At 75.0% G+C, this 24,867-nt stretch carries 29 protein-coding genes; 6 read left to right on the top strand and 23 right to left on the bottom strand.

The genetic code is table 11. The features are described from left to right. The first annotated feature begins 54 nt into the window (after positions 1-54). Positions 55-720 carry a CDP-alcohol phosphatidyltransferase family protein gene (locus BJP25_RS10270; RefSeq protein WP_075974588.1) on the top strand — a complete coding sequence of 222 codons (666 nt, stop codon included), beginning with the start codon at positions 55-57 and terminating at the stop codon, positions 718-720. Here the strand turns inward: BJP25_RS10270 and BJP25_RS10265 are convergent. Genes BJP25_RS10265 through BJP25_RS10255 form a run of 3 tightly spaced genes read right to left on the bottom strand, consistent with a single transcriptional unit; the run spans position 704 to position 4,067 of the window. After that, positions 704-2,176, bottom strand: a complete 1,473-nt coding sequence (locus tag BJP25_RS10265; protein ID WP_075974587.1) for a phytoene desaturase family protein — start codon at positions 2,174-2,176, stop codon at positions 704-706. The genes BJP25_RS10270 and BJP25_RS10265 overlap by 17 nt on opposite strands. Beyond that, positions 2,176-3,267 carry a glycosyltransferase gene (locus tag BJP25_RS10260; protein ID WP_075974586.1) on the bottom strand — a complete coding sequence of 364 codons (1,092 nt, stop codon included), beginning with the start codon at positions 3,265-3,267 and terminating at the stop codon, positions 2,176-2,178. The genes BJP25_RS10265 and BJP25_RS10260 overlap by 1 nt, the downstream gene beginning before the upstream one ends. After that, positions 3,264-4,067 carry a carotenoid biosynthesis protein gene (locus tag BJP25_RS10255; RefSeq protein ID WP_075974585.1) on the bottom strand — a complete coding sequence of 268 codons (804 nt, stop codon included), beginning with the start codon at positions 4,065-4,067 and terminating at the stop codon, positions 3,264-3,266. The genes BJP25_RS10260 and BJP25_RS10255 overlap by 4 nt, the downstream gene beginning before the upstream one ends. A 195-nt stretch (positions 4,068-4,262) precedes the next feature. Between BJP25_RS10255 and BJP25_RS10250 the strand changes: the two genes are divergently transcribed. Then, the gene (locus BJP25_RS10250) at positions 4,263-5,840 is read left to right on the top strand and encodes an FAD-dependent oxidoreductase (RefSeq protein ID WP_075974584.1); all 1,578 of its coding nucleotides are present in this window, start codon (positions 4,263-4,265) and stop codon (positions 5,838-5,840) included. 9 nt (positions 5,841-5,849) lie between these two features. Here BJP25_RS10250 and BJP25_RS10245 read toward each other — a convergent pair whose 3' ends face one another. Both BJP25_RS10245 and BJP25_RS10240 read right to left on the bottom strand, forming a co-directional pair. Then, positions 5,850-6,767, bottom strand: coding sequence for an arsenic resistance protein (locus BJP25_RS10245; RefSeq protein WP_233157990.1), 918 nt, complete (start codon positions 6,765-6,767; stop codon positions 5,850-5,852). Positions 6,768-6,938: 171 nt separating this feature from the next. Further along, positions 6,939-7,466 (bottom strand): TetR family transcriptional regulator, encoded by a 528-nt coding sequence (locus tag BJP25_RS10240; protein WP_075974583.1) that lies wholly within the window; start codon positions 7,464-7,466, stop codon positions 6,939-6,941. A gap of 40 nt (positions 7,467-7,506) precedes the next feature. Here BJP25_RS10240 and BJP25_RS10235 point away from each other — a divergent pair, with 40 nt between their 5' ends. Next, positions 7,507-7,845, top strand: a complete 339-nt coding sequence (locus BJP25_RS10235) for a darcynin family protein (RefSeq protein ID WP_075974582.1) — start codon at positions 7,507-7,509, stop codon at positions 7,843-7,845. Further along, the gene (locus tag BJP25_RS10230; RefSeq protein WP_075974581.1) at positions 7,842-8,570 is read left to right on the top strand and encodes an SDR family oxidoreductase; all 729 of its coding nucleotides are present in this window, start codon (positions 7,842-7,844) and stop codon (positions 8,568-8,570) included. The genes BJP25_RS10235 and BJP25_RS10230 overlap by 4 nt, the downstream gene beginning before the upstream one ends. Before the next feature lie 110 nt (positions 8,571-8,680). Here the strand turns inward: BJP25_RS10230 and BJP25_RS10225 are convergent, their stop codons facing one another. Then, on the bottom strand, positions 8,681-10,537 hold the full coding sequence (locus BJP25_RS10225) for a glycoside hydrolase family 5 protein (RefSeq protein ID WP_075974580.1): 1,857 nt from the start codon (positions 10,535-10,537) through the stop codon (positions 8,681-8,683). A 53-nt stretch (positions 10,538-10,590) separates the two neighbouring features. Next, on the bottom strand, positions 10,591-11,223 hold the full coding sequence (locus tag BJP25_RS10220; protein WP_198943413.1) for a TetR/AcrR family transcriptional regulator: 633 nt from the start codon (positions 11,221-11,223) through the stop codon (positions 10,591-10,593). A 105-nt stretch (positions 11,224-11,328) separates the two neighbouring features. On the opposite strand from BJP25_RS10220, the gene BJP25_RS10215 reads away from it, so the two are divergent. Continuing rightward, positions 11,329-12,504: an epoxide hydrolase family protein gene (locus BJP25_RS10215; protein WP_075974578.1), complete on the top strand. Its 1,176-nt coding sequence runs from the start codon at positions 11,329-11,331 to the stop codon at positions 12,502-12,504. Between the two features lie 29 nt (positions 12,505-12,533). Continuing rightward, positions 12,534-12,929 (top strand): PPOX class F420-dependent oxidoreductase, encoded by a 396-nt coding sequence (locus tag BJP25_RS10210; protein ID WP_143218976.1) that lies wholly within the window; start codon positions 12,534-12,536, stop codon positions 12,927-12,929. A 1-nt stretch (position 12,930) separates the two neighbouring features. On the opposite strand, the gene BJP25_RS10205 is transcribed toward BJP25_RS10210, so the two are convergent. From BJP25_RS10205 to BJP25_RS10130, 16 genes are all read right to left on the bottom strand, one after another. Next, a complete protein-coding gene (locus tag BJP25_RS10205; protein ID WP_075974811.1) occupies positions 12,931-13,443 on the bottom strand; it encodes a DUF3995 domain-containing protein in 513 nt (170 codons plus the stop codon). An 11-nt stretch (positions 13,444-13,454) separates the two neighbouring features. After that, a complete protein-coding gene (locus BJP25_RS10200; protein WP_084793847.1) occupies positions 13,455-14,048 on the bottom strand; it encodes a hypothetical protein in 594 nt (197 codons plus the stop codon). After that, positions 14,002-15,261 (bottom strand): methylaspartate mutase, encoded by a 1,260-nt coding sequence (locus tag BJP25_RS10195; protein ID WP_075974577.1) that lies wholly within the window; start codon positions 15,259-15,261, stop codon positions 14,002-14,004. Before BJP25_RS10195 ends, BJP25_RS10200 begins: the two co-directional genes overlap by 47 nt. Further along, on the bottom strand, positions 15,258-15,701 hold the full coding sequence (locus tag BJP25_RS10190; protein ID WP_075974576.1) for a cobalamin B12-binding domain-containing protein: 444 nt from the start codon (positions 15,699-15,701) through the stop codon (positions 15,258-15,260). Before BJP25_RS10190 ends, BJP25_RS10195 begins: the two co-directional genes overlap by 4 nt. Further along, a complete protein-coding gene (locus BJP25_RS10185) occupies positions 15,701-16,447 on the bottom strand; it encodes a 2-hydroxychromene-2-carboxylate isomerase (protein ID WP_075974575.1) in 747 nt (248 codons plus the stop codon). Before BJP25_RS10185 ends, BJP25_RS10190 begins: the two co-directional genes overlap by 1 nt. Continuing rightward, on the bottom strand, positions 16,447-17,430 hold the full coding sequence (locus BJP25_RS10180) for a thioesterase family protein (RefSeq protein ID WP_084793846.1): 984 nt from the start codon (positions 17,428-17,430) through the stop codon (positions 16,447-16,449). The genes BJP25_RS10185 and BJP25_RS10180 overlap by 1 nt, the downstream gene beginning before the upstream one ends. Further along, on the bottom strand, positions 17,427-18,230 hold the full coding sequence (locus BJP25_RS10175; protein WP_084793845.1) for an alpha/beta fold hydrolase: 804 nt from the start codon (positions 18,228-18,230) through the stop codon (positions 17,427-17,429). Before BJP25_RS10175 ends, BJP25_RS10180 begins: the two co-directional genes overlap by 4 nt. Beyond that, entirely contained in the window at positions 18,227-19,048 is an 822-nt protein-coding gene (locus BJP25_RS10170) for a beta-ketoacyl synthase N-terminal-like domain-containing protein (RefSeq protein ID WP_075974574.1), read from the bottom strand. The genes BJP25_RS10175 and BJP25_RS10170 overlap by 4 nt, the downstream gene beginning before the upstream one ends. Next, on the bottom strand, positions 19,048-20,181 hold the full coding sequence (locus BJP25_RS10165; RefSeq protein ID WP_233157989.1) for a beta-ketoacyl synthase N-terminal-like domain-containing protein: 1,134 nt from the start codon (positions 20,179-20,181) through the stop codon (positions 19,048-19,050). The genes BJP25_RS10170 and BJP25_RS10165 overlap by 1 nt, the downstream gene beginning before the upstream one ends. Continuing rightward, on the bottom strand, positions 20,165-21,340 hold the full coding sequence (locus BJP25_RS10160; protein WP_075974573.1) for a beta-ketoacyl synthase N-terminal-like domain-containing protein: 1,176 nt from the start codon (positions 21,338-21,340) through the stop codon (positions 20,165-20,167). Before BJP25_RS10160 ends, BJP25_RS10165 begins: the two co-directional genes overlap by 17 nt. Beyond that, a complete protein-coding gene (locus tag BJP25_RS10155; protein WP_075974572.1) occupies positions 21,337-22,545 on the bottom strand; it encodes a beta-ketoacyl-[acyl-carrier-protein] synthase family protein in 1,209 nt (402 codons plus the stop codon). Before BJP25_RS10155 ends, BJP25_RS10160 begins: the two co-directional genes overlap by 4 nt. Before the next feature lies 1 nt (position 22,546). Next, on the bottom strand, positions 22,547-22,807 hold the full coding sequence (locus tag BJP25_RS10150) for an acyl carrier protein (protein WP_075974571.1): 261 nt from the start codon (positions 22,805-22,807) through the stop codon (positions 22,547-22,549). Positions 22,808-22,887: 80 nt separating this feature from the next. Next, positions 22,888-23,352, bottom strand: a complete 465-nt coding sequence (locus BJP25_RS10145) for a 3-hydroxyacyl-ACP dehydratase FabZ family protein (protein ID WP_075974570.1) — start codon at positions 23,350-23,352, stop codon at positions 22,888-22,890. Next, on the bottom strand, positions 23,349-23,753 hold the full coding sequence (locus BJP25_RS10140; protein ID WP_075974569.1) for a 3-hydroxyacyl-ACP dehydratase FabZ family protein: 405 nt from the start codon (positions 23,751-23,753) through the stop codon (positions 23,349-23,351). The genes BJP25_RS10145 and BJP25_RS10140 overlap by 4 nt, the downstream gene beginning before the upstream one ends. Next, a complete protein-coding gene (gene fabG, locus BJP25_RS10135; RefSeq protein WP_075974568.1) occupies positions 23,750-24,490 on the bottom strand; it encodes a 3-oxoacyl-[acyl-carrier-protein] reductase in 741 nt (246 codons plus the stop codon). Before fabG ends, BJP25_RS10140 begins: the two co-directional genes overlap by 4 nt. Positions 24,491-24,633: 143 nt before the next feature. After that, on the bottom strand, positions 24,634-24,846 hold the full coding sequence (locus BJP25_RS10130) for an MbtH family protein (RefSeq protein ID WP_075974567.1): 213 nt from the start codon (positions 24,844-24,846) through the stop codon (positions 24,634-24,636). Positions 24,847-24,867: the final 21 nt, after the last annotated feature.

The raw sequence follows: 24,867 nt of genomic DNA, 5'->3' as shown, positions 1-24,867 counted from the left end.
CCGGCGGGGTACCCGTTCCCAGCGGCGGCGGCACCTGCGTCCTACGGTGATCGGGTGAACACCCGGGAGGACCCGACAGCGGGGTGGTCGCGCCTGCACGGCACGGACGTCTCGGGCAACCGGCTGGTGGTGGGGTGGCTGCGGATCGTGCACGCCTGCGCCCGCCCGCTCGACCGCGTGCCCCCGGACGCGCTGTCCGCGGCCGGGGTGGTGTGCGCCGGGGTGGCGGTGCTCGCCGCGGCGCAGGGGCGGTGGGCGATCGCCGGGGCGGTGCTCGTGGTGCTGACGGGCCTGCTCGACGGGTTGGACGGCGCGGTGGCGCTGCGCACCGGCCGCGCGCGCCCGCTGGGCGCGGTGGTCGACGCCGTGGCCGACCGGCTCACGGACGTGGCGTTCGTGGGCGTCTTCCTCGTCTTGGGCGCCGACCCGCTGTGGTGCGCCGGGCTGGTGCTGCTGACGTGGCTGCACGAGTACGCGCGGGCCAGGGCCCAGGGGGCGGGCATGGCCGGTCCCGGCGCGGTGACGGTGGCCGAGCGGCCCACGCGCGTGATCATCGCCGCAGTGGTGGCGCTGGGCGCCGGGGTGCTGCCCGCGGGCACCCCGCTGACCGACTGGTCCTGGGCGGTGGTGGGTGCGGTGCTGTGGGCGGTGACCGGGGTCGTCGGGGCGGTCCAGCTCGCCGTGGCGCTGCGGCGGGAACTGGTCACGCCGGGCCGATGAGCCGCGCGGTGATCTCCGCCGACAGGGTGACGATCGGCAACCCGCCGCCGGGGTGCGCGGACCCGCCGACGAGGTGCAGGCCCGGCACCGGTGAGCGGTTCGCCGGGCGCAGCAGGGCGGCGCGCGGGCCGTTGGACGACGAGCCGTAGATCGAGCCGCCGGGCGAGGCCGTGTCGCGCTCCCAGTCGGCGGGGGTGCGGACCTCCCGCCAGCGCAGCCGGTCGCGCACGTCGAGGCCGCGCCGGGCCAGCGTGGCCAGGACGAGGTCTGCGTACTCGTCGGCCAGCCCGGGGCGGTCCCAGTCCACGCCGGACCCCGGTTCGTGGCGGGGGGCGTTGACCAGGACGAACCACCCCTCGCACCCCGGGGGCGCCGACCCGGGGTCGCCGGGGGAGCAGACGTACGCGGTCGGGTCCGGCACCGGGCGCGGGTGTTTGCCGAAGATCGAGCGGAACTCGTCGTCGTAGTCGTCGGGGAACAGCACGCGGTGGTGGCGCGGGTCCTCGGTGCGCCCGCGCAGCGCCAGCAGGAGGACGAACCCGGCCAGGGACGGGCGGACCGAGCGCAGCGCGCGCAGCGGCCCGCGGGCGCGCCGGTCGCGCACCAGGTGCCCGTAGAGGTTCCCCGCGTCGGCGTCGGAGACGACCGTCCGGTCGGCCACCCGTTCCCCGTCCGCCAACCGGACCCCCACCACGCCCGCCGCGTCCGTCTCGACGGCGACGACCTCGGTGCCGAAGTGGAAGCGCACGCCCAGGTCGGTGCAGCGCTGGAGCAGCGCGTCGGCCAGGCGGCGCATCCCGCCCGCCGGGTGCCAGGCGCCGAAGCGCTGCTCGACGTAGGGCACCACCGACATCACCGCGGGCAGCTTGCGCGGGTCGGACCCGGAGTAGGTGGCGTAGCGGTCGAGGAACTGGCGCAGCCGCAGGTCGTCGAGGCCGCGGCCCAGGCCGTGCAGGGTGCGCCACGGCGCGATCGCGGCGAGGTCGCGCAGGTTCGTCGCCCGCTTCACCAGGTCGGTGACCCCGCCGAGGGGGTTGCGCAGGACAGGTTCGCCGACGAGGTCCCACAGCCGGGCGGCGCCCGCCATGAGCGCCGCCCACTGCTCGCCCGCGGGCGGGCCCAGCGCCGCGTCGAGGGCGCCGGGCACGGCGTCGGCGTCGTGCGGCACGTCGAGGGTGGTGCCGTCGGCGAAGCGGTAGTGGCAGGCCGGGTCGACCCGGCGCAGGTCGAGGGCGGTGTCGAGGTCCGCGCCGGTGTCGGTGAACAGGTCGCGGAAGACCTGGGGCAGGGTGAGCAGCGACGGCCCGGTGTCGAAGGTGAACCCGTCGCGGGAGAACGCGCCCAGCTTGCCGCCGTGGGTCGCGGCCCGCTCGACGACGTCCACCCGGTGCCCCGCCGCGGCCAGCCGGGCAGCGACGGCGAGCCCGCCGACCCCGGCGCCGATGACGACCGCCATCAGCCGCCCCCGCCCAGCGCGCGGCCCTTCCAGGTCAGCGTCCCGCGCCTGCGCCCCCACCAGGAGCGCGCGAGCAGCACCAGCACCAGCGCCGCCGACAGCGGGTGCGCCGCGGCGTCCCCGACCCGGCCACCGGTCCGGCGGGCGGCGAGCGCCCGGCTCACCACCGCGGCCGCGTACCCGATGAGCCCCGCGCGCGACCCGCGCAGCGCGGCCAGCGGCGGCAGCAGGAACAGCCAGGCGAACGCGGCGGCGAAGGCCCCCGCCGCGGCCGGGGACCCGCTGGCCGACCAGAGCGACTTGGTGTAGCCGTCGCGGACCTCCGCCCACCCCTGGTACATCCGGCACCGCGCGACGCCGCTGCCGTCGACCACCGCCGTGCGCCCGCCGCCGACCCGCACCCGGCGGGCGATGGCCATGTCGTCGAGGACTTCCCCGCGCACGGACTCGAACCCGCCGCAGCGGCGCAGGGCGGCCGCGTCCACGACCAGGAACTGCCCGTTGGCCACCGCCATCGACGGCCTGCCCGTGCGCTCGGCCAGCCGCAGCGGCAGCGAGGCGAGGATGGACCAGATGAGCAGCGGTTGGGCCAGCCGGGCCGCCCACCCCTCGGCGAGCTGGCCTGGGAACGGCGACACCAGGTCCAGCCCGTTCGCCCGCAGCAGCGCCACCGCGGCGGCTACGGCGTGCGGGGCCAGCACCACGTCCGCGTCGACGTAGACGAGCACGTCGCCGGTGGCCTCGGCGGCCAGGCCCGCGCAGGCGTTCGGCTTGCCCAGGGCCCCGGGCGGCGGTGGCGTCCCCACCACCACGCGGACCCGGTCGCCGCCGATCTCCCGCACGACGTCGGCCGTGCCGTCGGTGGACCCGTCGTCGAGCACGACCACTTCCAGGTCAGCCACACCCGTCTGGGCGAGCACGGACCGCAGCGCCGGGCCGACGCGGTGCGCTTCGTCGCGCACCGGCATGAGCACCGACACCCGTTCCCCGCACGGGGGCGGGGACGCGGACGGCGTGCGCACCAGCCGCGTGTTCACGAAGGTGTGCAGGGCGATGGCGCAGCCCGCCCACGCCGCTGACCTGACGATCACCGGCGTGACCCGCGCGCGACCGCCACGGCGTAGGGGATGGCGACCACGCCCATGAGCACCCCGCCCACCAGCGACACCCACGGCCTGCCGAAGAAGAACGAGTGCGCCCAGACCGACGACCCGTAGGTCCACAGGTACAGCAGCGGCGCCGGACCCCTGCGGACGTCGGCCGGGGCCACGTCACGGGGCACGACCCGGTGCAGCACGGCCACCATGGCCAACGCCACGACGACCCAGCCCGCGAAGTTCGTGAGCGGGATGCCGTCCACCCCGGGCAGCCCCGGGGTCGGGTCCGCCCACGCCCAGTGCCCGGCGTCGACCATCTGCGGGTCCAGGAAGACGTCCCAGGACGCCAGCGCCCACGCCGCCACCGGCACCACCCACGGCCCGGCCGCCAGGGCCCGACCCACCAGCAGCGCGGGCCACGCCATCATCAGCCACGCCAGCGGCACCACGGCGGGCACACCCAGCACCGACCACCCGAGGTCACCGGTGTAGGCGTAGTCGCCGAACGGGAACCCCGTCGCCACCCCGACCGCCTCGACCAGCAGCCCGCCACCCGCCGCCACCAGCACCAGCGCCACCAGGGCGCGCACCCCCGCCCGAGCCGCCGCATCGATCGCCGAGGCCAGGGCGAACGCGACGACGGCGGCGAGGGTCAGCGGCACCCGCTCGGCGGGGTCGGTCTGCGAGTACACGATCTGGCAGACGACCGCCGCCAACCCGGCCAGGCAGGCCAGCACCACGGCGACCCGAGCGACGGGCGCGGCGGGGCGCGGGGCGGTGCGGGACAGGAGCATGCGCCCGAGCGTAGGGAGTGCGGCCGCCCCCGGCACGCCGGAGGCCGCGCCAGCCCGGCAGCACCGAGCAGCGGCACCGCGGTGGAACAGCAGCGGCAGCGCGCGTGGTGCGTGCACAGCACCCACCACGGTGCGGTGGAGTGCGGTGCGCTCGCTCGCCCTGCGCGGGGGCGGGGCCGCTGCGAGACTTCCGGCATGCTGCCGCTCTGGTCTCCCCGCCCCGGCGCCGGGTCGCGCCCACCCGGTCGGGATCGCCGCGCCCGCGCGCTGCCCGGCCCGGTCGGGGCCCCGCACGCCCGCCACCTCGGCGAGGTACCCCGGGTCGCGGTCGTCGGGGGCGGCATCGCGGGGGTCACCGCGGCGGTGGCGCTGGCCGAGCGCGGGGTATCGGTGACCCTGGTGGAGCGGGAGCCTGCCCTGGGCGGTCGGCTGACCGGGTGGGCGACCGGACCGGAGGCCGACGCGCCGACGATGACGCGCGGGTTCCACGCCTTCTTCCGCCAGTACTACAACCTGCGCGCCCTGCTGCGGCGCATCGACCCGGACCTGTCGTTCCTGCGGCCGGTGGCCGACTACCCGCTGGTGCACAGCAACGGCACCCGGGAGTCGTTCGCCGGGCTGCCCAAGACACCGCCGTGGAACGTGGCGTCGTTCGTGCTGCGCAGTCAGGCGTTCACCCTGCGGGACGTCGCGCGGATCAACCCCGTGGCGGCGGTCGACCTGTTCGACGTGTCCGTCCCCGCCACCTACACCGCGCTCGACCGGACCGACGCCGACGCGTTCCTGCGCGACATCGCGTTCCCGCAGGCCGCGCGCCACCTGGCGTTCGAGGTGTTCTCCCGCAGCTTCTTCGCCCACCCCGGCGAGCTGTCGGCGGCGGAGCTGGCGGCGATGTTCCACATCTACTTCCTGGGTTCCAGCGAGGGCCTGCTGTTCGACGTCCCCGACGACCCCTACCCCAAGACGATCTGGGAGCCGCTGAGCGCGCTGCTGGAGGGGATGGGCGCGCGGGTGTGCACAGGCGTCGAGGTTGAGTCGATCAAGCAGGGGAGCACTCGGGCCCACCGGGTCGAACCGCTCGCGGAGGAGTTCGACGCGGTCGTGCTCGCCGCCGACATCCCGGGTCTGCGGTCGGTGGTCGAGCGCTCCCCCGAGCTGGCGTCCGAGCAGTGGCGGGCGGGGGTGTCGGCGCTGCGCACCGCGCCGCCGTTCCTGGTGAGCAGGCTGTGGCTGGACCGGCCGGTGGCCCCCGAGCGCCCGGAGTTCCTGGGCACGAGCGGGTTCGCCCACCTGGACAACATCAGCGTGCTCGACCGCTTCGAGCAGGAGTCGGCCCGCTGGCGCGAGCGCACCGGCGGCTCGGTGGTGGAGCTGCACGCCTACGCCCTCGACGAGGACGCCGACCGGCAGCAGGCCATCGACGCGTTGATGGCCGAGGCCCGCACGGTCTACCCGGAGCTGGGCGGGGCCAGGGTGCTGCGCGCCGAGCACGTGGTGCGCGCGGACTGCCCGCTGTTCTCCCCCGGCAGCTTCACCAGCAGGCCCACGGTGTCCACAGTGGACCCGACGGTCGTCGTGGCCGGTGACCTGGTGCGGGTCGACCTGCCGGTCGCGCTGATGGAGCGGGCCGCCACCACCGGGTTCCTCGCCGCGAACGGCCTGCTGGCCCACTGGGGCCTGCACGGCCACGACCTGTGGACGGTCCCCAACGAGGGCCGCTCCCGCTTCCTGCGCGTCGGCGCCCGCCGCAAGCGCCCGGTGCCTACCGGCTGATCCGCGCGGCTAGGCAGGCAGGAGCCGAGGGACGATGCGGACGTAGCAGAGCATGCCAACGACCTCGACGAGTGTCTGGGTGACCACGAGCACCGCCGCGATCGCCAGGGTGTCCGGCAGGGCGAGCGCGAGCGGGAGGACGACGAGGGAGTTGCGGGTGGCGCCGGTGAACACGACCGCGCGGCCGTCCGGCGGGTCCAAGCGGAACAGGCGCGCCACAGCCAACCCCGCGAAGGCCATGACGACCAGGAACAGCACGTAGAACGGCACCACGCGCACGACCTGGGCCGCCCCTGCACCGAGTTCGGGTACCTGCGAGGCCACCACTGCCGCCAAGGTGGCGGCCATCAACGGCACCATCGTGGTCGACGCCATGGCCGCGAACCGCCGCCCCGCCGGACGGCGGGCCGCCCACGCCTGGGTGACCCACGCGGCAGTCAGCGGGATGGCGATGAGGACGAGGAACGCCTGGACGAACGGTCCGGGCTCGACGACGCCCGCGAGGTCCGCGCCGAGGAACAGCAGCAGGAACCCGGGCAGCAGCACCACCTGTGCGATCAGCAGCAGCGGGGTGGCGGCGAGCAGCCGGGCGGCGTTGCCCCCGGCCAGTCCGGTGAAGACGACCACGTAGTCGACGCACGGGGCCAGCAGCACGAGCAGCACCCCGAGCCGCACCGCCGGATCGGCGGGCAGCAGCGGCAGCACGACGGCGACCACCACCGGCACCACGGCGAAGTTCACCACCAGGGTCGCGCCCAGGAACCTGCCCGCCCGCAGCGACCGGCCCAGCTCGCGGGCGGGCACCTGGAGGAACGTCACGTACAGCAGCGCTCCCAGCAGGGGGTTGATCGCGACCCCGAACCCGGTTCCGGCGGCGGGGACGAGCAGGCCGACGAGCGCGCCGACGGCGAGGGCACCCACGTACACCGCGACCTGGTGGCGTTCCAGCGAGTCGAGCAGCAGTCGCCTCCGGGGTAGGTCGTCAGGGTTCGACGACGATGACCTGTGGGGGCCGTGCAAGCTCCCCACCGGGGACAACCCTATGACACCGGTCACTGACCCAGACCAGCGCGCGGCGCCTGCCGATCAGAACGGGGGTCAGGGCACCAGCCGCTCGATCAGGACGGCCGCGGCGGCGTCGCAGCGCTCGGTGTCGCCGGTGACCATCCGGTCGAGCAGCACGCCCTTGAGGCCGGAGGCGAGCGCGGTGGCGACGGCGGGGTCGTGGTCGGGCAGCAGGGCCGCGGCGTAGTCGGTCCACGCGGTCATCGCGACCCGGGCGGTGGGCTGTTCCTCGGTGAGGGCGGCCGCCAGCAGCTGGAAGGTGACGGTGAAGTGCGCGGGATCGGCGGTCATCGCCGCCCACGCGGCCAGGGCGGCCGAGCGCGGGTCACCGCTCGCGGCGGCGGCGCCGATCGCGGCCTGGGCGCGGGCCCGGTGCTCCGCGAACGCGGCGGCGAGCAGCTGATCGCGCCCGCCGAAGTAGTGCACGAGCATCCGCGCGCTGGTGCCGAGCCGGTCGGCGAGGCCGCGCAGGGTGAACTCGGCCAGCCCGTGCGCGGCGAGGTCGTCGAGCGTGGCGGCGACGAGCTCGGCGCGTCGGGTGGCGTCGGGTGGGCGGGGCACGGGGTTGACTGTAGCAGGTGTTACACCTATCGTCCCGGCCATGGATGTAACAACCGCTCCACAAACCGAGTACACCGCGTTCATGCTGCTCACCGCCCTGCCCGCGTGGCTGCGCCTCAGCCGTGCCGAGCGGGAACGGGTCGCGGACGCGACCCTGGGCACCGCGCTGGCGCGCCACCCGCGCACCACCGCGCGGTTCTTCGACCTGGAGGCGTTCAGCGCGCGCAGCAGCGACGTCGCGGTCTTCACCACGCGCGACCTCGACGACTACTACCTGGTGGTCGAGGAGCTGCGCGACAGCCCGCTGTTCACCGAGCCCTACTTCCGCCTCGACGACCTGCTGCTGGGCATCGAGGACGGCCACCGGGCGGCGTCGTGAGCGCCGCGCTGGTCACCGGCGCGACCTCCGGCGTCGGCTTCGCCCTGGCCCAGCGGCTGCTCGCCACCGGGACGGCGGTGCTCACCTGCGGGCGCGACCCGGACCGCCTCGCCGCGGCCCGGCGGCGGCTGCCGGGGCTGCGCACGGTCACCGCCGACCTGGCCGTGCCCGCCGACGTCGACCGGGTGGCGCTGGTCGCCGCCACGCTCCCCGGCCTGGACCTGCTGGTCAACAACGCCGCGGTGCAACTGCCCCGCGACTGGCTCTCCCACGACCCGGCCGCGCTGCTCGACGACACCGACACCGAACTGGGCACGAACCTCGCGGCGCCGCTGCGGCTCACCGCCCACCTGCTTCCCGTCCTCGCTGACCAGGACTCGGCCGCCGTGGTGTCGGTGACCTCGGCGCTCGGGACGGTGCCCAAGCGCTCCGCGCCCACCTACTGCGCGACGAAGGCCGCCCTCTCGGCGTTCACGACCGCCCTCAACCACCAGCTGACCCGCGACGCGCCGAACGTGCGCGCGGTGGAGGTCGTGCTGCCCCTGGTGGACACGGCCATGACGGCGGGGCGCGGCAGCGGGAAGATCAGCCCGGACGCGGCGGCCGACGGCATCCTGGCGGGACTGCGGCGGGGTGGCACGACCGTGCGGGTCGGCAAGGTCGGCGTCCTGCTCGGCGTCCACCGGTTCAGCCCGCGCCTCGCCGCGCGGCTGGTGGCCGACTAGGCCGCCCCCCGGTTCTCGCGAACTCGGCACCATGGACGAACGAGCCGGCGGCCAAGGCGGGGTGCGGGTGCCCGCCTCGACCACGACCCTCCCCCGCGGGGACAGCCCAGTCAGGCGCGGCAGAGCAGGGCGTCCGGGGTGCGGCTCGACCCGATGCGGCCGGTGTAGGCGATGCCCGCGACGTACTCGCCGGGCGCGCACTGGCCCTTGAGCTTGCCCGAGGCGAAGTCGCCACCCGGTTCCCCGGCGGGCCGGGCGTCAGCGCGGTCGAACCAGACCGTGCGGCTCGTCGTGCGGCCGAGCGGGGTCGGGGACTTGCCGCACAGCGCGGCGGAGAACGCCGCGCCCGTCACGCTGTAGCCGACGACGGCGTGGTCCTGCGGGCACTGGACCTTCGTGTAGCCCGATGCCCAGTCGGTGTCCACATAGGTCTCATCGCGCACCGCGGCGAGCGCGGTGGGCACCGGGACCGGGCCGGTGCACAGGCCGCGGTTGCCGGTGTGGGCGAGCCCGGCGAGGCGCTGGCCGTCCGGGCACACGCCCTTGCGGGCGCCGGAGTTCCAGTCGGGCAGCGCGCGGACCGTGCGGGAGGCCTGGAAGTCCGCGTGGTCGAGGTTGAGCATCGACCACTGCGTCGTGGGCTGCACCAGGCCGGTGCGCGCGGGCGCCGACACCAGGCGTTGCCAGGCCGGGCCGCGCCAGTCGGTGCCGTCCAGCACGTCGATGCGCCTGCCCACGGTGTCCCAGGCCAGCAGCGACCAGCCGTCGCCGGAGCCGCCGGTGTGGAAGCCGACGGCGGGCCAGTAGGCGAAGTCCGCGTCCGCCTGGATGAGGTAGTCGACGAAGTTGGTGAACCAGGCGCGGGAGGCGGGGTCGGTGGTGCCCCGCCCCTCACCGAACTCGCTGATCCACAGCGGGGCCGTGTAGTGCTTGCCGGTGTCGGCGGAGATGAAGAACGCCTGTCGGTGCAGCACGTCGCGCAACTCCTGCGGCGACAGGTCGCGGTACCGGGGGTCGGTGGTCTCCCCGACGCCGCTCGCACCCGAGTGGTTCGGCCCGGTGTAGCCGTAGAAGTGCGCCGAGTACACCAGCTTGCCCGAGTCCACCAGCGTGTGCGACAGCGTGCGCGCCGGTTCCAGGGTGGGCCTGCCGTGCGGGAAGCCGTCGACGGGCAGCCCGGTCCAGTTGATGCCCTCGACGATGATGAGCAGGTCGCGGTTGGCCTCGGTGAGGATGCGGTCAGCGACCTGCTGGGTAGCGCGCTGCCAGTCCTTGTCGTTGCCCCAGCCCCAGTTCGGGTCGTCGAGGGCGTTGCGCCGGACCTCGTTGTACAGGTCGGCGCCGACGACGCGCTTGTTCGCCGCGTAGCGGCGGGCCATGAACAGCCAGTCCTCCTGCCACTGCTGCTCGGACTGGGCGGTGTTCCAGCGCTCGTTGCCGTCGAGCCCGCAGCACCAGCGGGACGTGGTGGTGTGGTTGTTGAGCACGACGGCGAACCCGCGCGCGGTCAGCCGCTCGACCACCCGGTCGTAGACCTGCAACGGCGTCTTGCCGCGCAGGTCGGGGTTGGCGGGCAGGTCCGGCACGGGCGCGGTGTCGTGCACCATCGCGTTGGAGAAGGGCAGCCGCACGCTGTTGAGCCCGAGGTCGGCCAGCCCGTCGATCACGGTGTCGATGGACACCCGGTCGAGGCCGAGCGGGGTTTGGCGCGCCAACTCCCCCGCGTGGTGGTTGGCCGGGTCGGTGATGTCGCCGGAGCCGTTGTAGGTGCCGCTGGCGCCGTGCCAGTTGGCGGACTTGAGCTTGAACCGGTTGCCGTTCGCGTCGACGATGTAGCGACCCCTGGTGCTCAGCGGGCCCGTCCACGCGGCCGGGTCCGCCGCCGCGTCGGCGCGCGCGGACGCCGAGACGGGCAGGGCCAGCCCGACGGCCAGCAGCGCGGTGAGCAGTGCACCAGGAATCTTCACGCGCCGACAGTATCCAACCGGACGCGCCGGGCCAACCGGTTGTCCACAGCCCCCTACTCGCCTGAACGGCCGCCTTGCAACGCGTCGATCGCGGCGTGGTCGGGGGCCGGACCCGGCAGCGGGCTCCCCGAGCGCAGCCCCGCCAGGGCCACGTGCAGCGCGCGGCGCCACAGCGGCGAGCCGGGCGCGCTGTCCATCACCCCCGAGACCATCCGGTGCACGAGGGCGAAGTCGCCGGGCGTGACGTCGTCGGGCAGCGCCCCCGCCGCCCGCGCCCGGTCGACGAGGTCCTGCACGACGGGGGCGACGCGTTCGGTGGCCGAGCTGGACAGCCGGGCCGCGTGCAGGTGGCCGCGCAGGACCTCGGACAGACCTCGATCGCCCTCCTGCAACTGCAAGCTCTGCTCCATGAACCCCACCAGCCCGTGCCAGGGGTCAGCGCACCCGCCGGCCTGCTCCGCCAGTCCGACGAGGGTATCGATGTGGTCGTTGAACAGGGCGTCGATGAGCGCCGTGCGCTCGGGGAAGCGGCGGTAGACGGTGCCCATGCCGACCCCGGCGGCGCGGGCGATCTCCTCGTAGCCCACGTCGAGCCCGCGCTCGGCCATGAGCCGCCGGGCGGCGGCGAGCACCAGCTCCCGGTTGCGCCGCGCGTCCCGGCGCAACGGCTCAGCCTGCGTTCCCACGCGCCCCACCCTAGATCACCGGACGCGAAGTGGAAACACGCCTTTCAAGTTGAAGAGCTATTCCACTTCCGGGTACGGTCGATCCCGACAGCCGGGAGGCCCGACATGACCACCACCACGAACACCACCACGAACACCGTGGAGCCAGCGCAGCACGACGTCATCCCCTTCACCCTCGACGTCCCCGACAGCGAACTGGCCGCGCTGCGCGCCCGCCTGCTCGCGACCCGCTGGCCCGACGCCGAGACGGTGGAGGACACCTCGCAGGGCCCGCGGCTCGCCACCCTCCAGCGCCTCGTGCACCACTGGGCCACCGACTACGACTGGCGCCGGGCGGAACGCGCGCTCAACGGCCTCGGCCAGCACAAGACCACCATCGACGGCCTCGACATCCACTTCCTGCACGTGCGCTCCCCCGCGCCGGACGCCGTGCCGATCCTGCTCACCCACGGGTGGCCCGGGTCGGTGCTGGAGTTCCGGGGACTGGTCGACCTGCTCGTCGACGAGTACCACCTGGTGATCCCGAGCCTGCCCGGGTTCGGCTTCTCCGGGCGCCCCACCACCCCGGGCTGGGACCTGCGGCGCACCGCGCGGGCCTGGGCGGCGCTGATGGCCCGGCTGGGCTACGACCGCTGGTTCGCCCAGGGCGGCGACCTCGGGGCGGCCGTCACTGAGGAGATCGCCGTGCTGCCGGGCACCGGGCTGGTGGGCATGCACCTGAACATGGCGATCTTCCCGCCCACGCCGCAGGAGGTCGCCGACGCCGATGCCGACGAGCGCCGGATGCTGGCCGAGGCCGAGCACTACCAGCGGGTGCTCTCCGCCTACGCCCAGCAGATGTCGACCCGCCCGCAGACCATCGGCTACTCGCTCGCGGACTCCCCCGCCGGGCTGGCGGCCTGGATCTACGGCCTCGTCCAGGACGTGACCGGCACCCACGACGAGCACGGCGACCCCGAGCGGCACATCGCCCTCGACGAGCTGATCGACGGGATCATGCTGCACTGGCTGCCGGGCACGGCGACCTCGGCGGCGCGGATGTACTGGGAGATGGCCAACGGGCGGTGGGCGCCGCCCTCGGCGCGCGGCCCGGTCCCGCTGCCCACCGGCGTCACCGTCATGCCCGGCGAGTACGCGCGCAAGTCGCTGCGCTGGACCCAGCGGCGCTACCCGAACCTGGTGCGCTTCGCCGAACTGCCCAGGGGCGGGCACTTCGCCGCACTGGAACAGCCGGAACTGCTGGCGGCCGAGATCAAGCACACTTTCGGTGCCCTGCGCTGAACACCCGACGAACACCTGAGGAGCAGCACGTGACCGCCTTGCCGCCCGACCTGATCGATGTCCTGTCCGGACCGGCGCTGTGCCACATCACCACGCTCATGCCCGACGGCTCCCCGCAGCTCACCCAGACCTGGGTGGACACCGACGGCGAGCACATCGTCATCAACACCGTCACCACGCACCAGAAGGCGCGCAACGTCGCGCGCGACCCCCGGGTGGCGGTGGCCGTCAGCGACCCGTCCGCGCCCGCGCGGTACTGGTCGGTGCGCGGGCGGGTGGTGTCGAGCACGACGGAGGGCGCCGACGCGCACATCGACGCCCTCGCGCACAAGTACCTGGGCAGGCCCTACCCCTGGTACGGCGGGCGGGACCAGCAGCGGGTGGTGCTCACCGTCGAGGCCGACCGGGTGCACACCCCCGGGTGAGCTAACCGCGGCGGGTGGCCTTGGCGTAGTGGGCCGTGGCGATGCCCAGCAGGACGCCCCAGATGACGAAGTAGGGGTCCCACAGGAACAGGTGCCAGCGGATCGCGTACATGTCCGTGGTGGGGGCCGCCTCGATCACCCCGGTGACCACCAGCGCCCCGACGACGACGATCGCGCCGCCGTAGACGATCAGCAGGACCGTCGCGCCCCACCCGCCGGTGAGCATCAGCCAGCGCGGGAACACCCGCCCCCAGCGCTGGATGAGCGCCAGCGCGTAGACCATGCCCGCGACCTTCATCAGCACCGCCACCCAGGCCAGCACCGAGGCGGCGCTGTCGCCGGAGTGCACCAGGTCCGCGATGGCGCCGCCCACGGTGTCGATGCCGACCGTGCCGCCCAGCGCCCAGTACGCGCTCACCGCGGCGAACACCGCGGCCCAGGCGAAGGCCGCCCACGCCGCCCACGTCTTCTGGTGGCGAACCCCGGTCTCCTGCCGGGCCCCCGCCGCGTTCACCGTCAACCCCATCATCCTTCCCCGACTCCTGTCCCGACGACCGGTGCCCCGGCCACGGCGCCGACGCGCGCGTCGACGCCCCTGAGGATGTCACGTCTGATCAACCCGCTGCCCGCGCGCACCAGCAGCCAGTAGCGGGCGAAGGCCCGCTTGGCGGCCGCGTCGGTGCTCAGCACCCTGGTCTCGGTGCGCAGCAGCGTGCCACCCCCCTGCGTGCAGAGGGTGAAGTTCATGGCCACCTTGGTCCACCCCGGGTCGTTGAACGCGCGGAAGGCGCACAGGTCGCCCCGGGGCACGTCCGGGCGGCTGGGGCGCAGCGCGGCGTAGCGGGCGATGTCGCCCAGCAGCAGCTCGCGCGGTGGGTCGGCGTGCAGCCTGCGCGGGGCCATGTTCTCCAGCACCTTGAGCCCGGCCAGCTCCGGCTGGCCGCCGCGCCAGGCCGCCGGGCCGCCGCGCACCCGCGACAGCAGCGAGGTCAGCGGCAGCTCGTCGGCGCGCAGGTCGGCCAGCGCCCACCAGACCCGGTCCGGGTCGGCGGCGATCCAGCGCTCGTGGCGCTCACGCTGGTCCCAGTGCGGCAGGACTCGGTCGATCGCCCAGTACACGGCTCTCCTCCTCGTCGTAGCGGCGTTGCACGCGGCTCAGCGCCGCCAGCAGCCCGGAGCTCGACAGCGCGGGCGCCCGGTGCGCCCGGCCGCGGTCGAGCGGCATGGAGCCCACCGACGACCAGCGCAGCCAGCCGTCGTCGTCGACGTGGCTGCGGGCCCGGCCCGCGTTGTCGGCGTGCAGGCAGAAGGGCACGTCGAGCACGCCAGCGGCGAACGCGCGGACCAGCGCCCTGCCCAGGTCGGCGTCGAGGTCCAGGACAGCTTCCACCAACGCGGTCGCCTCGGCCAGCAGCCCGGTGTCCGGGGGCGGCAGCGGGTCGGGGGTGGCGGCCCGCGCCGCGGCGGCGGCCAGCTCCAGGGCGGCGACGTTCTCCGCGGTGGTGGGGATGCGGTGGGCCTCGGCCTCGGTCTTGACGATCAGCCGCGCGGCCCCGCCGCGCACGGCCAGCTCGGCGGCGTCGGCGAGCAGCGCCCTGGCCCCGGACGGGGTGCGCGGGTACACGCCCATGTACGCGTAGAGGACCACGTGCCAGCTGGTGTCCGGCAGGAACCGGGCGGCCAGCGCGCGCAGGGCGTGCAGCGCTTCGAGGTCCTGCTCGCGGTTGGTCTGCTGGGTCAGGCTCAGCGAGACGTCGCGCACGCCGTGCGAGCGGAAGAACAGCGCTTCGAGCACCGACAGGGCCACCAGCAGACCGGGTGGGCAGAGCTGGCCGAGCATGCAGCCGCCGAAGGTCTCCAGGTGCGCGTCCTCGGCGCTGCCCGCGAGCCTGCGCACGCACTCGGCCCAGCCGGGCACCGCGCGGCTGAGCGGGACGCGGCTGTAGGGCAGGCAGTAGGACACCGGGCCGCCCTCGGTGGCGGCCAGGCCGAGCCGGGCCATCGCGTCGAACACCGGGGCGGGCAGGGCCGACCCGTGCCGGACCTGCACGGGGAACGCGGCGGCCGCGAGCATCTCCGCGGTGGCCACCGGGTCGGCGGTGGCGATCGGGTACCCGTTGAGCGGGGTGCCGCGCTCGGCGGCGAGCCGGGCGGCGGCCAGGTCACCGACCCGGGTGTAGCTGTCGACGGTGATGGTGCCGACGGTGGTGGCGCGGGCGCCGCGGGTGGCCAGCAGGCCCGCGCGCATGGCCCGCGGGTCGGCGAAGCCCATCCTGGGCTGCACGACCAGCTCGCCCGCCGCGCGGACCGCCGCGCCGAACCCGGGGGTCACCGGGCGCCCGCCGCGGCCGGGCCGAGCGCGGCGCGCAGGGTGGTGACCAGCCGGGCCGGGGTGACGTCGTCCTGGAACACCGCGCTCGCCCCGGCCCGCACCAGCGCCTCGGCCAGCGCCGGGTCGGGCCCGGCCACGCCGAGCTTGCCGCCGACCACGATCGGCAGGTCCGCGGCGGCGGGCCCGGCGCGCAGCGCGGCGACGACCCTGGCGCCGTCGGCGTGCCCGTGGCCGTTGACCGTGGAGATCACCACCGCGTCCGGGGCGTGCGCGGCGACCTCGGCCAGGAGCAGGTCGTCGGGGACGCAGGCGCCGAGGTTCACCACCCGGTGCCCGGTCTCCTCCAGCAGCAGCTGGAGGAAGACCAGGTTCCAGGTGTGGGCGTCCGACGACACGCTGGACAGCAGGACCAGCGGTGCGCGGCGGGCGGGGGCGGACATCAGCCGCAGCCGCCCGCGGTGTCGCGGTCGTACGCGCCGACCGCGGCCAGCGCGGGCTCGGGCAGCCCGGCCAGCGGCGCGGCCTCCGGCGCCACCGCGGCGCGGCGGGCGCGCAGCTCGGGCAGGGCGGGCTCCAGCAGGTCCAGGAAGGTCTCCAGCCGGTCGAGGCCCCAGAACCGGTGCACGCCCCACTTGAAGTACGGCACGCCGAAGACGTCGTCGGAGTACATCGACATGAGCGCGTCCACGCCCCGGCCGCGCACCGCGTCGTCGTCGGGGGCGCCCAGCAGCGGCTCGACCGGCAGGCCCGCGCCCGCCAGCACGCCGCGCAGCACCGCCGGGTCGCAGATGTCCTCGCCGCGCTCCCAGCGGGCGGCCATCACCGCGTCGTAGTAGGCGTCCTGCACCCCGAGGTCGCCCGCGACGATCCAGGCCAGGTGCGGCAGCTCCCACACCGGGTCGATGTCGACCGGCCACTTCATCGCGTAGCCGAAGCGGGCGGCCAGGCGCTTGGTGTCGTTGAGGATGTAGAGGTGCTTGGCCTTGCTCATCGGCACGTAGTGGAACTCGCCGCCGCGCTCGGCCAGCATGGCCGCCGAGCGGTCGTCCGGCTCGTAGAACGGGATGAAGTCCAGCAGCTCGCGCGCGTCCGGGACGCGCTCGCGCAGGCGGCGCACGGCCATCCAGCTGAACGGGCTGCGCAGCGAGAAGTAGACCTTGGGCGCCCCCTTGGGCAGCTTCGCCATCACGCCTCCCCGAGCAGCAGCGCGGCGGTGGCCGGGTCGATGCTGGCGACGGTGCCCGCGCGCTCGCCGCGGCTGTAGGCGTAGCCGTGCATGATCGTGCCGGTGGCGGTGCGCACCAGCTGGTCGCCGCGCTGGACGTAGTGGTCCACGGTGGCGGTGTAGGAGATGTCCTTGATCATGTCCTGCACGGTGAAGACGGTGTGCACGACCTCCTCCATGTAGGCGTCGGCCAGCATGTGCACCTTCGCCCGGGAGACCACGGGGATCCACGCGCGCTCGCGCAGGATGGTGCCGATCTGCAACCCGCGGTCGCGCAGGAAGCGGTCGGTGACCTCCTCCATCGCGCGCACGTAGCCCGAGCTCTGGAGGCGGTTGGAGAAGTGGCAGTAGAAGTAGGGGATCTGCCAGGACCAGACGAAGGCGTTGGACCCGGCCGGGGACAGCACGTCCTCGACCGACTGCCCGGGGGCGATGGCCAGCGGCTCGCCGCCCGCGTCCGCGAGCCCGTCCACGCCGTCGACGACGAAGGGCAGCACGGCCTCGGGGGCGGGCGCGGTGGCGGGCGGGTGCTCCTCGCGGACCAGCGCCACGCGCAGCTTGCCCTTGAGCGCCAGGTGCCGCTCGCCGTCGCGCAGCAGGAACAGCTGGGCGACGAGCGCGAGGCCGTGCCCCGGCTTCTGCCGCGGCGCGGTGTCGACGACGACCTCGACCTCGTCGTCGACCTCCAGCAGGTGCGGCAGTTGCGCGGAGAACTCCACGACCTCCAGGCCGAGGCCGTGCTCCTGGTAGAGCGAGCGGGCGCCGAGGCCGCGCTCGCGGAAGTACTGGAGCACGCCCTCCTCGACCAGGTACATGAAGTGCTTGAACCCGATCCAGGTGCGGATGTTGGCGCCCTCGTAGCGGGGGCGGTCGACCCGGACGGCGGCGGGCCCGTCGAGCAGGGAGGGCGCGGGGGTGGTCGGGTCGGGGATGAGCGCGGTCATCGGGTGGGTCCTCCCACGGGGTCGGTGCACAGGAACGGGGTGATGTCGGCGGCCACCTCGGCGGCCTGGTCGATGTGGCAGAAGTGGCCGTAGTGCTCGCGCAGCACGACCCGGGCGGCCGGGAAGTCCCTGGCCAGCCCGGTCGCGCGGGACCCGGCCAGCGCCGGGTCCGCGCGGCCGCCGAGCACCAGCGCCGGGGTGTCCACAGCGGACAGGGCCAGGCGGCCGGACTCGGTGAAGGTGCGGTAGAACACGGGGAAGGCCAGCGGCACCAGGTGGTCGCTGAGGCCCGCGGCCATGCCGCGCAGCAGCTCGGCGTCCACCCGGTCGCGGCGGTGGCCCAGCCGCACGCGCAGGCCGTCGCGGACGGTCGCGCCGAGCGCGGCGGTGGACGCCGCGCGCAGCGCGTCGTCGTCGGCGTGCTCCAGCGGTCGGTAGGAGGGGGCGATGAGCACCGCCCGGCCGGGGCGCAGCCCGCCCGCCAGGGCCTCCAGCGCCGCGTTGGCGCCGAAGGAGTGCGCGAGCAGGACGTCCACCGGCTCGCCCAGCGCCGCGGCGGCGTCCGCCAGCCACTGGCCGGGCGAGCACCGGGCCCGCCAGGTGTAGTCGTTGCCCGAGCGCCACGGCGGGTCCACCGCGACGACCCGGAACCGGTCTGCGAGCAGGCGGGCCAGCGGCGTCCAGCCGCGCCAGCGGTCCTCGATGCCGTGCACGGCGAGCACCAGCGGCCCGCGGTCGCCGAGCCGCCACGCCGGGTGGTCCCCGGCGCGGTGCGGCGACCACGGGTCGGGGGTGCTCATCCGGCCACGGCTCCGCCGACGATCGCCAGCTCGCGGCTGGTGACCGGGCTCAGGGTGGTGTAGGCGTGCCCGTCCGGCTCGGCGCCGCAGGCGGCGACGACCTCGGCGCCGCCGTCGACCGCCAGGGCCGCCGCGGCGGCGACCTGCAGGACGCCCTCGGCGCCGTAGGTCCGCCCCACCGGCAGGTCCAGGCCGCGGGCGCGGCCGCGGCGCACGGCGCCCAGGAGCACGCCGTCGCCGCGCACGTGCGGTTCGAGCACCACGCAGGCGGCCGCGGCGCGCAGGCCGGGCACGAGCGCGGTGGCGACCGCGTCGTCGGGCTCGGCGCCCACGACGACCACGCGGTGCGTGCGGCCCGCGCGCAGCAGGAGCACGGCCAGGCGCACCGCGTCCATGCCCGCGGTCGCGCCGCTGCACACCATGAGGTTCGGGCCGGTGAACCCGTAGCGGATGGCGATGGTCGAGGCGATGACGTTGCTGGAGGCGTTGGGCGCCTCCAGCGCGCTGACCCCGCCGCCCGCGCGGGCCTGGTCGACCATCTCGCACACCGTGGCGGCGTTGCCCAGGTTGGACGCCACCACCACGGCGGTGCCCGCGGCACCGGGCAGCGGTTCGGTGAGCTTGCCGCGCAGCCCGAACGCCTCGTGCACCGCGCACAGCGCGAGCCGGGTGGCGGGCTCCTTGGCCAGCAGGCCCTTGCGGCCCAGCACGAGGTGGGCGTCGGCGGCGCTCGCCGCGGGTTCCAGCGGGGAACCGGGCAGCTCCCGGGCGGTGAGGCCGGGGACGTGCGTGCTCCGGCCGGTGATCGCGACTCGCATCAGACCTCCACCAGGGTGACGGCGTTGACTCCCCCGAAGCCGAAGGCGTTGACCTGGGCCACGGACCCGGTCGTGGCCACCGGGTCACCGATGACCATGCGCAGCGGCGCCGCCTCGGGGATGGTGGTGCGCAGGCCGACCACGGGTGGGACGGCCCCGGTGCGCAGCGCGCGCACCGCGACGAGCAGGCTCATCAGGGCCGCGCTGCCCGAGGTGTGGCCCGTGGCGCCCTTGATGCCGGTGACCAGGGGCCCGTCGGCGCCGAACACCTCGACGAGCGCGGCGGACTCGGTCGGGTCGTTGAGCGCGGTGCCGGTGCCGTGCGCGACGACCAGGTCGACCTGCTCGGGGTCGAGGTCGGCGCGGGCGTGCGCGTCGCGGATCGCGGCGACCACGCCCGCCAGCACCGGCGCGGTCTCGTGGAAGGCGTCGCAGGTCATGCCGACGCCGAGCACCTTCGCCAGCGGGGCCCGCCCGGGGGGCAGGTCCGCCTGCCGCTGCACGACCACGGCCACCGCGCCCTCGCCGAGCAGCACCCCGCGCCGGTCGGCGTCGAAGGGCCGCACCCGGTCGGAGGCCTCGACGGCGACCCGGCCGATGACGGCGAGCATGGACTCGGTCATCCCGTCGCACCCGGCGACGACGACCGCGTCGGCCTCGTCGAGTGCGAGCATGTCCACGCCGAGGCCGAGGGCGAACCCGCTGGCCGAGCAGGCGTTGGACAGCGTGATGACCTCGGTCGCGCCGGGCAGCACCGAGCGCACGGCGGCGTCGAAGTGCAGGTCCGGGGCGGCGAAGGGGGCGCCGTCGGCGTGCGCGCGCTCCAGGCCGCGCAGCTCGCGCAGCCCGGTGCCGACGAGCACCGCCACCCGCTGCCGGTCGGTGTCCAGGCCCGCCTGGGCGGCGGCCTCGGCCACCACCGCGGCCAGCCAGCGGCCCACCCGGCCCTGCTCCTCGTCGTCCTCGGGCAGGAAGTAGCCGTGCGCGACGCCCACCGCGGCCGGGTCGACGTGGCGCAGCGGGCCCAGCCCGTCGCGCCCGTCGAGCAGCGCGGTGAAGGTCTCGTCGGCGTCCCCGAGGCAGCACACGAGCGCGCCGCCGGTGATCGCGGTCGGCTCAGCCCTGCCGGTCACGGCCCCGCCACCCCCTCAGGACGGCGGCGCCCACGACGCCGTCGGGCGTGCGCGTGGTGACGACCGACGCGCGGCCGTCGAGCGCGCCGTCGCGGCGGTGGCGGGCGAGCACGGCGGCGACCTGGAGCGCGTTGGCGGCGCTGGCGCCCTCGCCGACGGCGGTCTTCACCCGGATGCGCTCCGGGGCGCCGCCCAGCGCGGCGGTGATGGCGGCGTCCTCGTACCCGTCGCGCACCGGCATGCCGTTCTCCGCCGACGACACCGCCCACACCTCGTCGGGCCGCACGCCCGCGCGCTCCAGCGCCCGGGTGATGACGCGGGCCAGCGACGGGGAGAAGTCGCTGCCCGGGGTGGCCTCGTCCGCGGGCAGGTGGGTGCCGACCTCCACGGCCAGCACCTCGGCGTCGGGGGTGCGGCCCTGGGCGCGGACGCGCTCGGCGTCCTCGACCACGAACACCGCGGCCCCCTCCCCCGCGGCCAGGGAGCCGCCGTGCTCGCGCATGGCGAACTCGGTGCCCCAGGCGGTCTGCGGGCAGAACTCCTCGGTGGCGCCGACCAGCAGCACGTCGGCGCGGCCGAGCCCGATCTGGCCGCGGGCGTAGCGCAGCGCGGAGAGCGCGGCGGCCTGCCCACCGGCGACGGTGGCGTTCACCCCGCGCATCTTGAACCGGATGGCGGCCTGCCCGGCGGCGGCGTTCATCACCGCGTTGGGGAAGATCAGCGGGTTGACCAGGTAGGGCTTGTCCTCGACGAACGTGGCCCTGCTGTAGTCGCTGGTGGACTTCACGCTGCCCGCGGTCGTCCCCATGACGATGCCGACCCGCTCGCTGCCCACCTCCGCCACGTCGAGCGCGGCGTCGGCGATGGCCTGCTGGCAGGCGACCAGGGCCAGCGAGGTGGACCGGTCGAAGAACGAGGTGCCCTTGCGGCCCAGGTGGTCCTTGACGGCGAAGTCGACGACGGCGAACCCGTCGGGGCGCGGCATCGGCTCGTCGAACATCCCGGAGACGTCGGCGGTGCCGGTGCGGCCGGTGGCCAGGCCGTCGGCGAAGGCGTCCGCGCCCAGGCCGATCGGGCTGACCACGCCCCAGCCGGTGATGGCCAGCACGGCCGGTCCACCGGTGCCGGGCCGCTCGGTGGCGGTGGCTGGTGCGGTCATGAGTACCGTCCGAAGATCGTGATGGCGTTGTTGCCGCCGAAGGCGAAGCCGTTGACCTGGGCCACCCGCACCGGCTGCTCGCGCGCGGCGTTCGGCACCGGGTCGACCTCGGGCAGCGCCGGGTCGGGGGTGGTGAAGTTGGTGGTGGGCGGCAGGAACGACTCGTGGATGCCCAGCACGGTGGCGATCGCGCTGAACCCGCTGGCCGCGCCCATGGTGTGCCCGAGCATCGACTTCACCGAGCTGATCGGCGGCGGGGCGCCGTCGAAGGCCTCGTGCACGGCGGTCGCCTCGGCCAGGTCGTTGGCCGGGGTGCCGGTGCCGTGCGCGCAGATGTAGTCGACCTCGGACGCCGCGACGCCCGCGTTGCGGTGGGCCTGCTTGATGCAGGCCACGATGCTGTCCTTGTTCGGCGCGGTCATGTGGTGGGCGTCGCAGTTGAGCCCGTAGCCCAGGACCTCGGCGTAGACCCGGGCGCCCCGGGCCAGCGCGGAGTCCAGCGACTCCAGGAACAGCGCCGCGCCGCCCTCGCCGACGAGGATGCCGGTGCGGTCGCGGTCGAACGGGCGGCAGAACTCCTCGGCCACCGCGCCCAGCCGGTAGAACCCGGCGTGCGACCAGCGCTCGACGGAGTCGGCGCCGCCCGCGACGACGTAGTCCGCCTCGCCGGTGTGGATCTGGTCGTAGGCGTGCCCGACGGCGTAGTTCGACGCCGAGCACGCGGTGGACAGGGTCAGGGCCTCGCCGGTGAGCCCCAGCTCCCGGTTGACGGCGACCGCCAGCCGGGAGCCGGGCACCTGCGCGGCCAGCGCGCGGTCGACCCCGCCGAAGCCCGACCCCAGCGCGTCCTCGGTCAACCGCTCCAGGACCTGGGACTCACCACCCGTCGTGCCCATGCAGGACCCCGCCGCGGCGCGGGAGAGCTCCGTCGGGTCGATCCCGGCGTCGCGGACGGCCAGCCTGGCCGCCGCGGCGGCGAACTGGCTGGTGCGGCCCCAGTCCTGGGGGGAGATCCGCTCCAGCAGCGCCTTGGGGTCGAAGTCGGTGACCTCGCCCGCCCTGGTGTGCGGGAACCCGGTGGTGTCGAACGCGGTGATCGGGGAGATCCCGCTGCGGCCCGAGCGCAGGCCCGCGCAGAACGCGGCCGCGCCGGTGCCGATGCTCGACACCGGCCCCAGGCCGGTGATGACGACTCGACGGCCCATGTCAGTCCTGCCAGCCCGCGTACTGGGCCACCACGGCGTACACCGCCTGCAGGTTGACCATGTTCGGCAGCTCCGACTGCGGGATGTCCACCTTGAACTGCTTCTCGATGCGGGCGAGGATCTCGATGGCGCGCAGCGAGTCGGCGTCGTGGTCCTCGGCGAACAGGCTGGTCTCGGTGATCTCGTCGTCCTCGATCTCCAGGACCTCGACCGCGATGTCGCGCAGGGCCTGCATGCGCTCGGCGCTGATGGCTGTGGTCATGGGGGGTTCCTCCTCGGGGGTTGTCCCGCCGGGCGTCGCCCGGCGGGGTCTTTCGGGGGTGGTGGGTCGGGTCCGCCGGTTCAGGCGGGGGTGAGCGCGGCGGCGCCGCGCAGGGCCACGTGCATCGAGGCGACGGTGGCCACGCGCCGCTCACCGACCCAGGTTTCGCCGCGCAGCAGCGCGGTGTCGCCCTTGTCCGACTCCATCTCGACGACGTGGCGCAGCACGTCGCCGGGGAGCACGGGGCCGCGCACCTCGATGCCGCGCGCGGCGCCGAAGACCAGGGTGCCGTCGGTGGGGCGGCCAGCCAGCTCGGCGGAGCGCAGCCAGAGCACCGCGGCCGTCTGGCCCAGCGACTCCAGCAGCAGCGACACGGGGTAGCCGTGGTCGCCGCCCGCGCCGAGGTCGGCGAAGCAGGGCTCGGAGCCGGTGACGGCCTTGACCGCCACGACCCGCTCGCCGGGGACCAGTTCCAGGACGCGGTCGACCTGGAGGATGGGGTGGCGGTGCGGCAGGAGCAGCTTGAGCTCGGAGTGCTCGATCACGGCTGGTCCTCCCGCACGGCGAGGGTCATGCGCACCTTGGCGGCGGTCTGGCCGTCGGAGCGCTTGCAGGTGGCGCGGACGGTGACCCGCCCGTCCTCCACCTCGGACAGCGTGCACTCGGCGCGCAGGGTGTCGCCGGGCAGCAGCGGGGCGCGGAAGCTCACCGAGTCCACCGCGACCAGCGTGGCGGTCGCGCCCGCCCGGTCGCGCAGCACCTCGGCGCGCGCGGCCTGGTAGACGGTCTCGACGCTGAACACGCCGGGGTAGATCGTCAGGTGCGGGTAGTGCCCGCCCAGGTAGGGGTCGTCCGCGGTGATCCGCTTGACCGCGGTGACCGCGTCGAGCCCGGTCCGCTCGACGTGGTCCACCGCGGTCAGCGGTGCGGCGAAGGCGCGCGTCACAGCACGATCCCGCCGTCGACCTGGATCACCTGGCCGGTGATGTACCCGGCCCGGTCGGAGGCCAGGAAGGCCACCACCTCGGCCACGTCCCGCGCGGTGCCGAAGCGGCGCAGCGGGATCGAGGCCATGGCGGTCTTCTTGACCTTGTCGGACAGCTCCTCGGTCATGTCGGTCTCGATGTAGCCGGGGGCCACCACGTTGACCCGGACCCCGGCCCCGGCCAGCTCCTTGGCCAGGGCGCGGCTCATGCCGTTGATGCCCGCCTTGGACGCGGAGTAGTTGGCCTGACCGCGGTTGCCGTACACCCCGGCCACCGAGGACACGTTGACGATGGTGCCCGCCCGGCGCTTCATGAAGCCGAAGGAGACGGTGCGGCAGAAGTTGAACACGCCGGTGAGGTTGGTGTCGATGACCGACGACCAGTCGGCGGGCGACATCATCACCAGCGCGCTGTCGCGGGTGATGCCCGCGGAGTTCACCAGCACGTCGAGCGGGCCGAGCTCGGCCTCGGCGGTCTTGACGAAGGTCTCCACCGCCTCGCCGTCGGCCACGTCGCAGGGGGCGTGGTGCACCCTGGCGCCCAGCCCGGCCAGCTCCTCGGCGGTCCGCCGGGCGGCGTCGGACTCGGCGCGGTAGCAGAAGGCGATGTCGTGGTCCCGCTCGGCCAGGGCGAGCGCCACGGCGCGACCGATGCCCCGGGAGCCCCCGGTGACCAGCGCGCGGCGTCGTTCAGTCATCTCGGTCACCTCGTGTTCGTCGCGGGGATCGGCGCCGCTGCGCCCTGTTCCCCCGGGCCTGGCCGGGTCTCCCCCATCGCGCCGCCAACGCTAGTGCGGCGCGGCGGGGGTCCCAACGCTTCTTCCACTTCCTGCAACCGCGCTCAGCGGTCCATGGCCGCGACGAGGCTCGCCGGGCGCATGTCGGTCCAGTTGCGCTCGACGAAGGCCAGCGCGTCGGTGTGGCTGGACTCGGTGAGCGCGACGGACCAGCCGTCGGGCACCTCGGCGAACACCGGCCACAGCGAGTGCTGGTTCTCGGTGTTGACCAGGACGAGGAACCGGCCGTCGGTGTTGTCGAACGGGTTGGTGCTCATGGTGGGTCTCCCTCTCGGAAT

This window comes from Actinokineospora bangkokensis (assembly GCF_001940455.1).
In the GTDB taxonomy this organism is placed as follows: domain Bacteria; phylum Actinomycetota; class Actinomycetes; order Mycobacteriales; family Pseudonocardiaceae; genus Actinokineospora; species Actinokineospora bangkokensis.
This window is presented reverse-complemented; position numbering and strand designations above follow the sequence as displayed.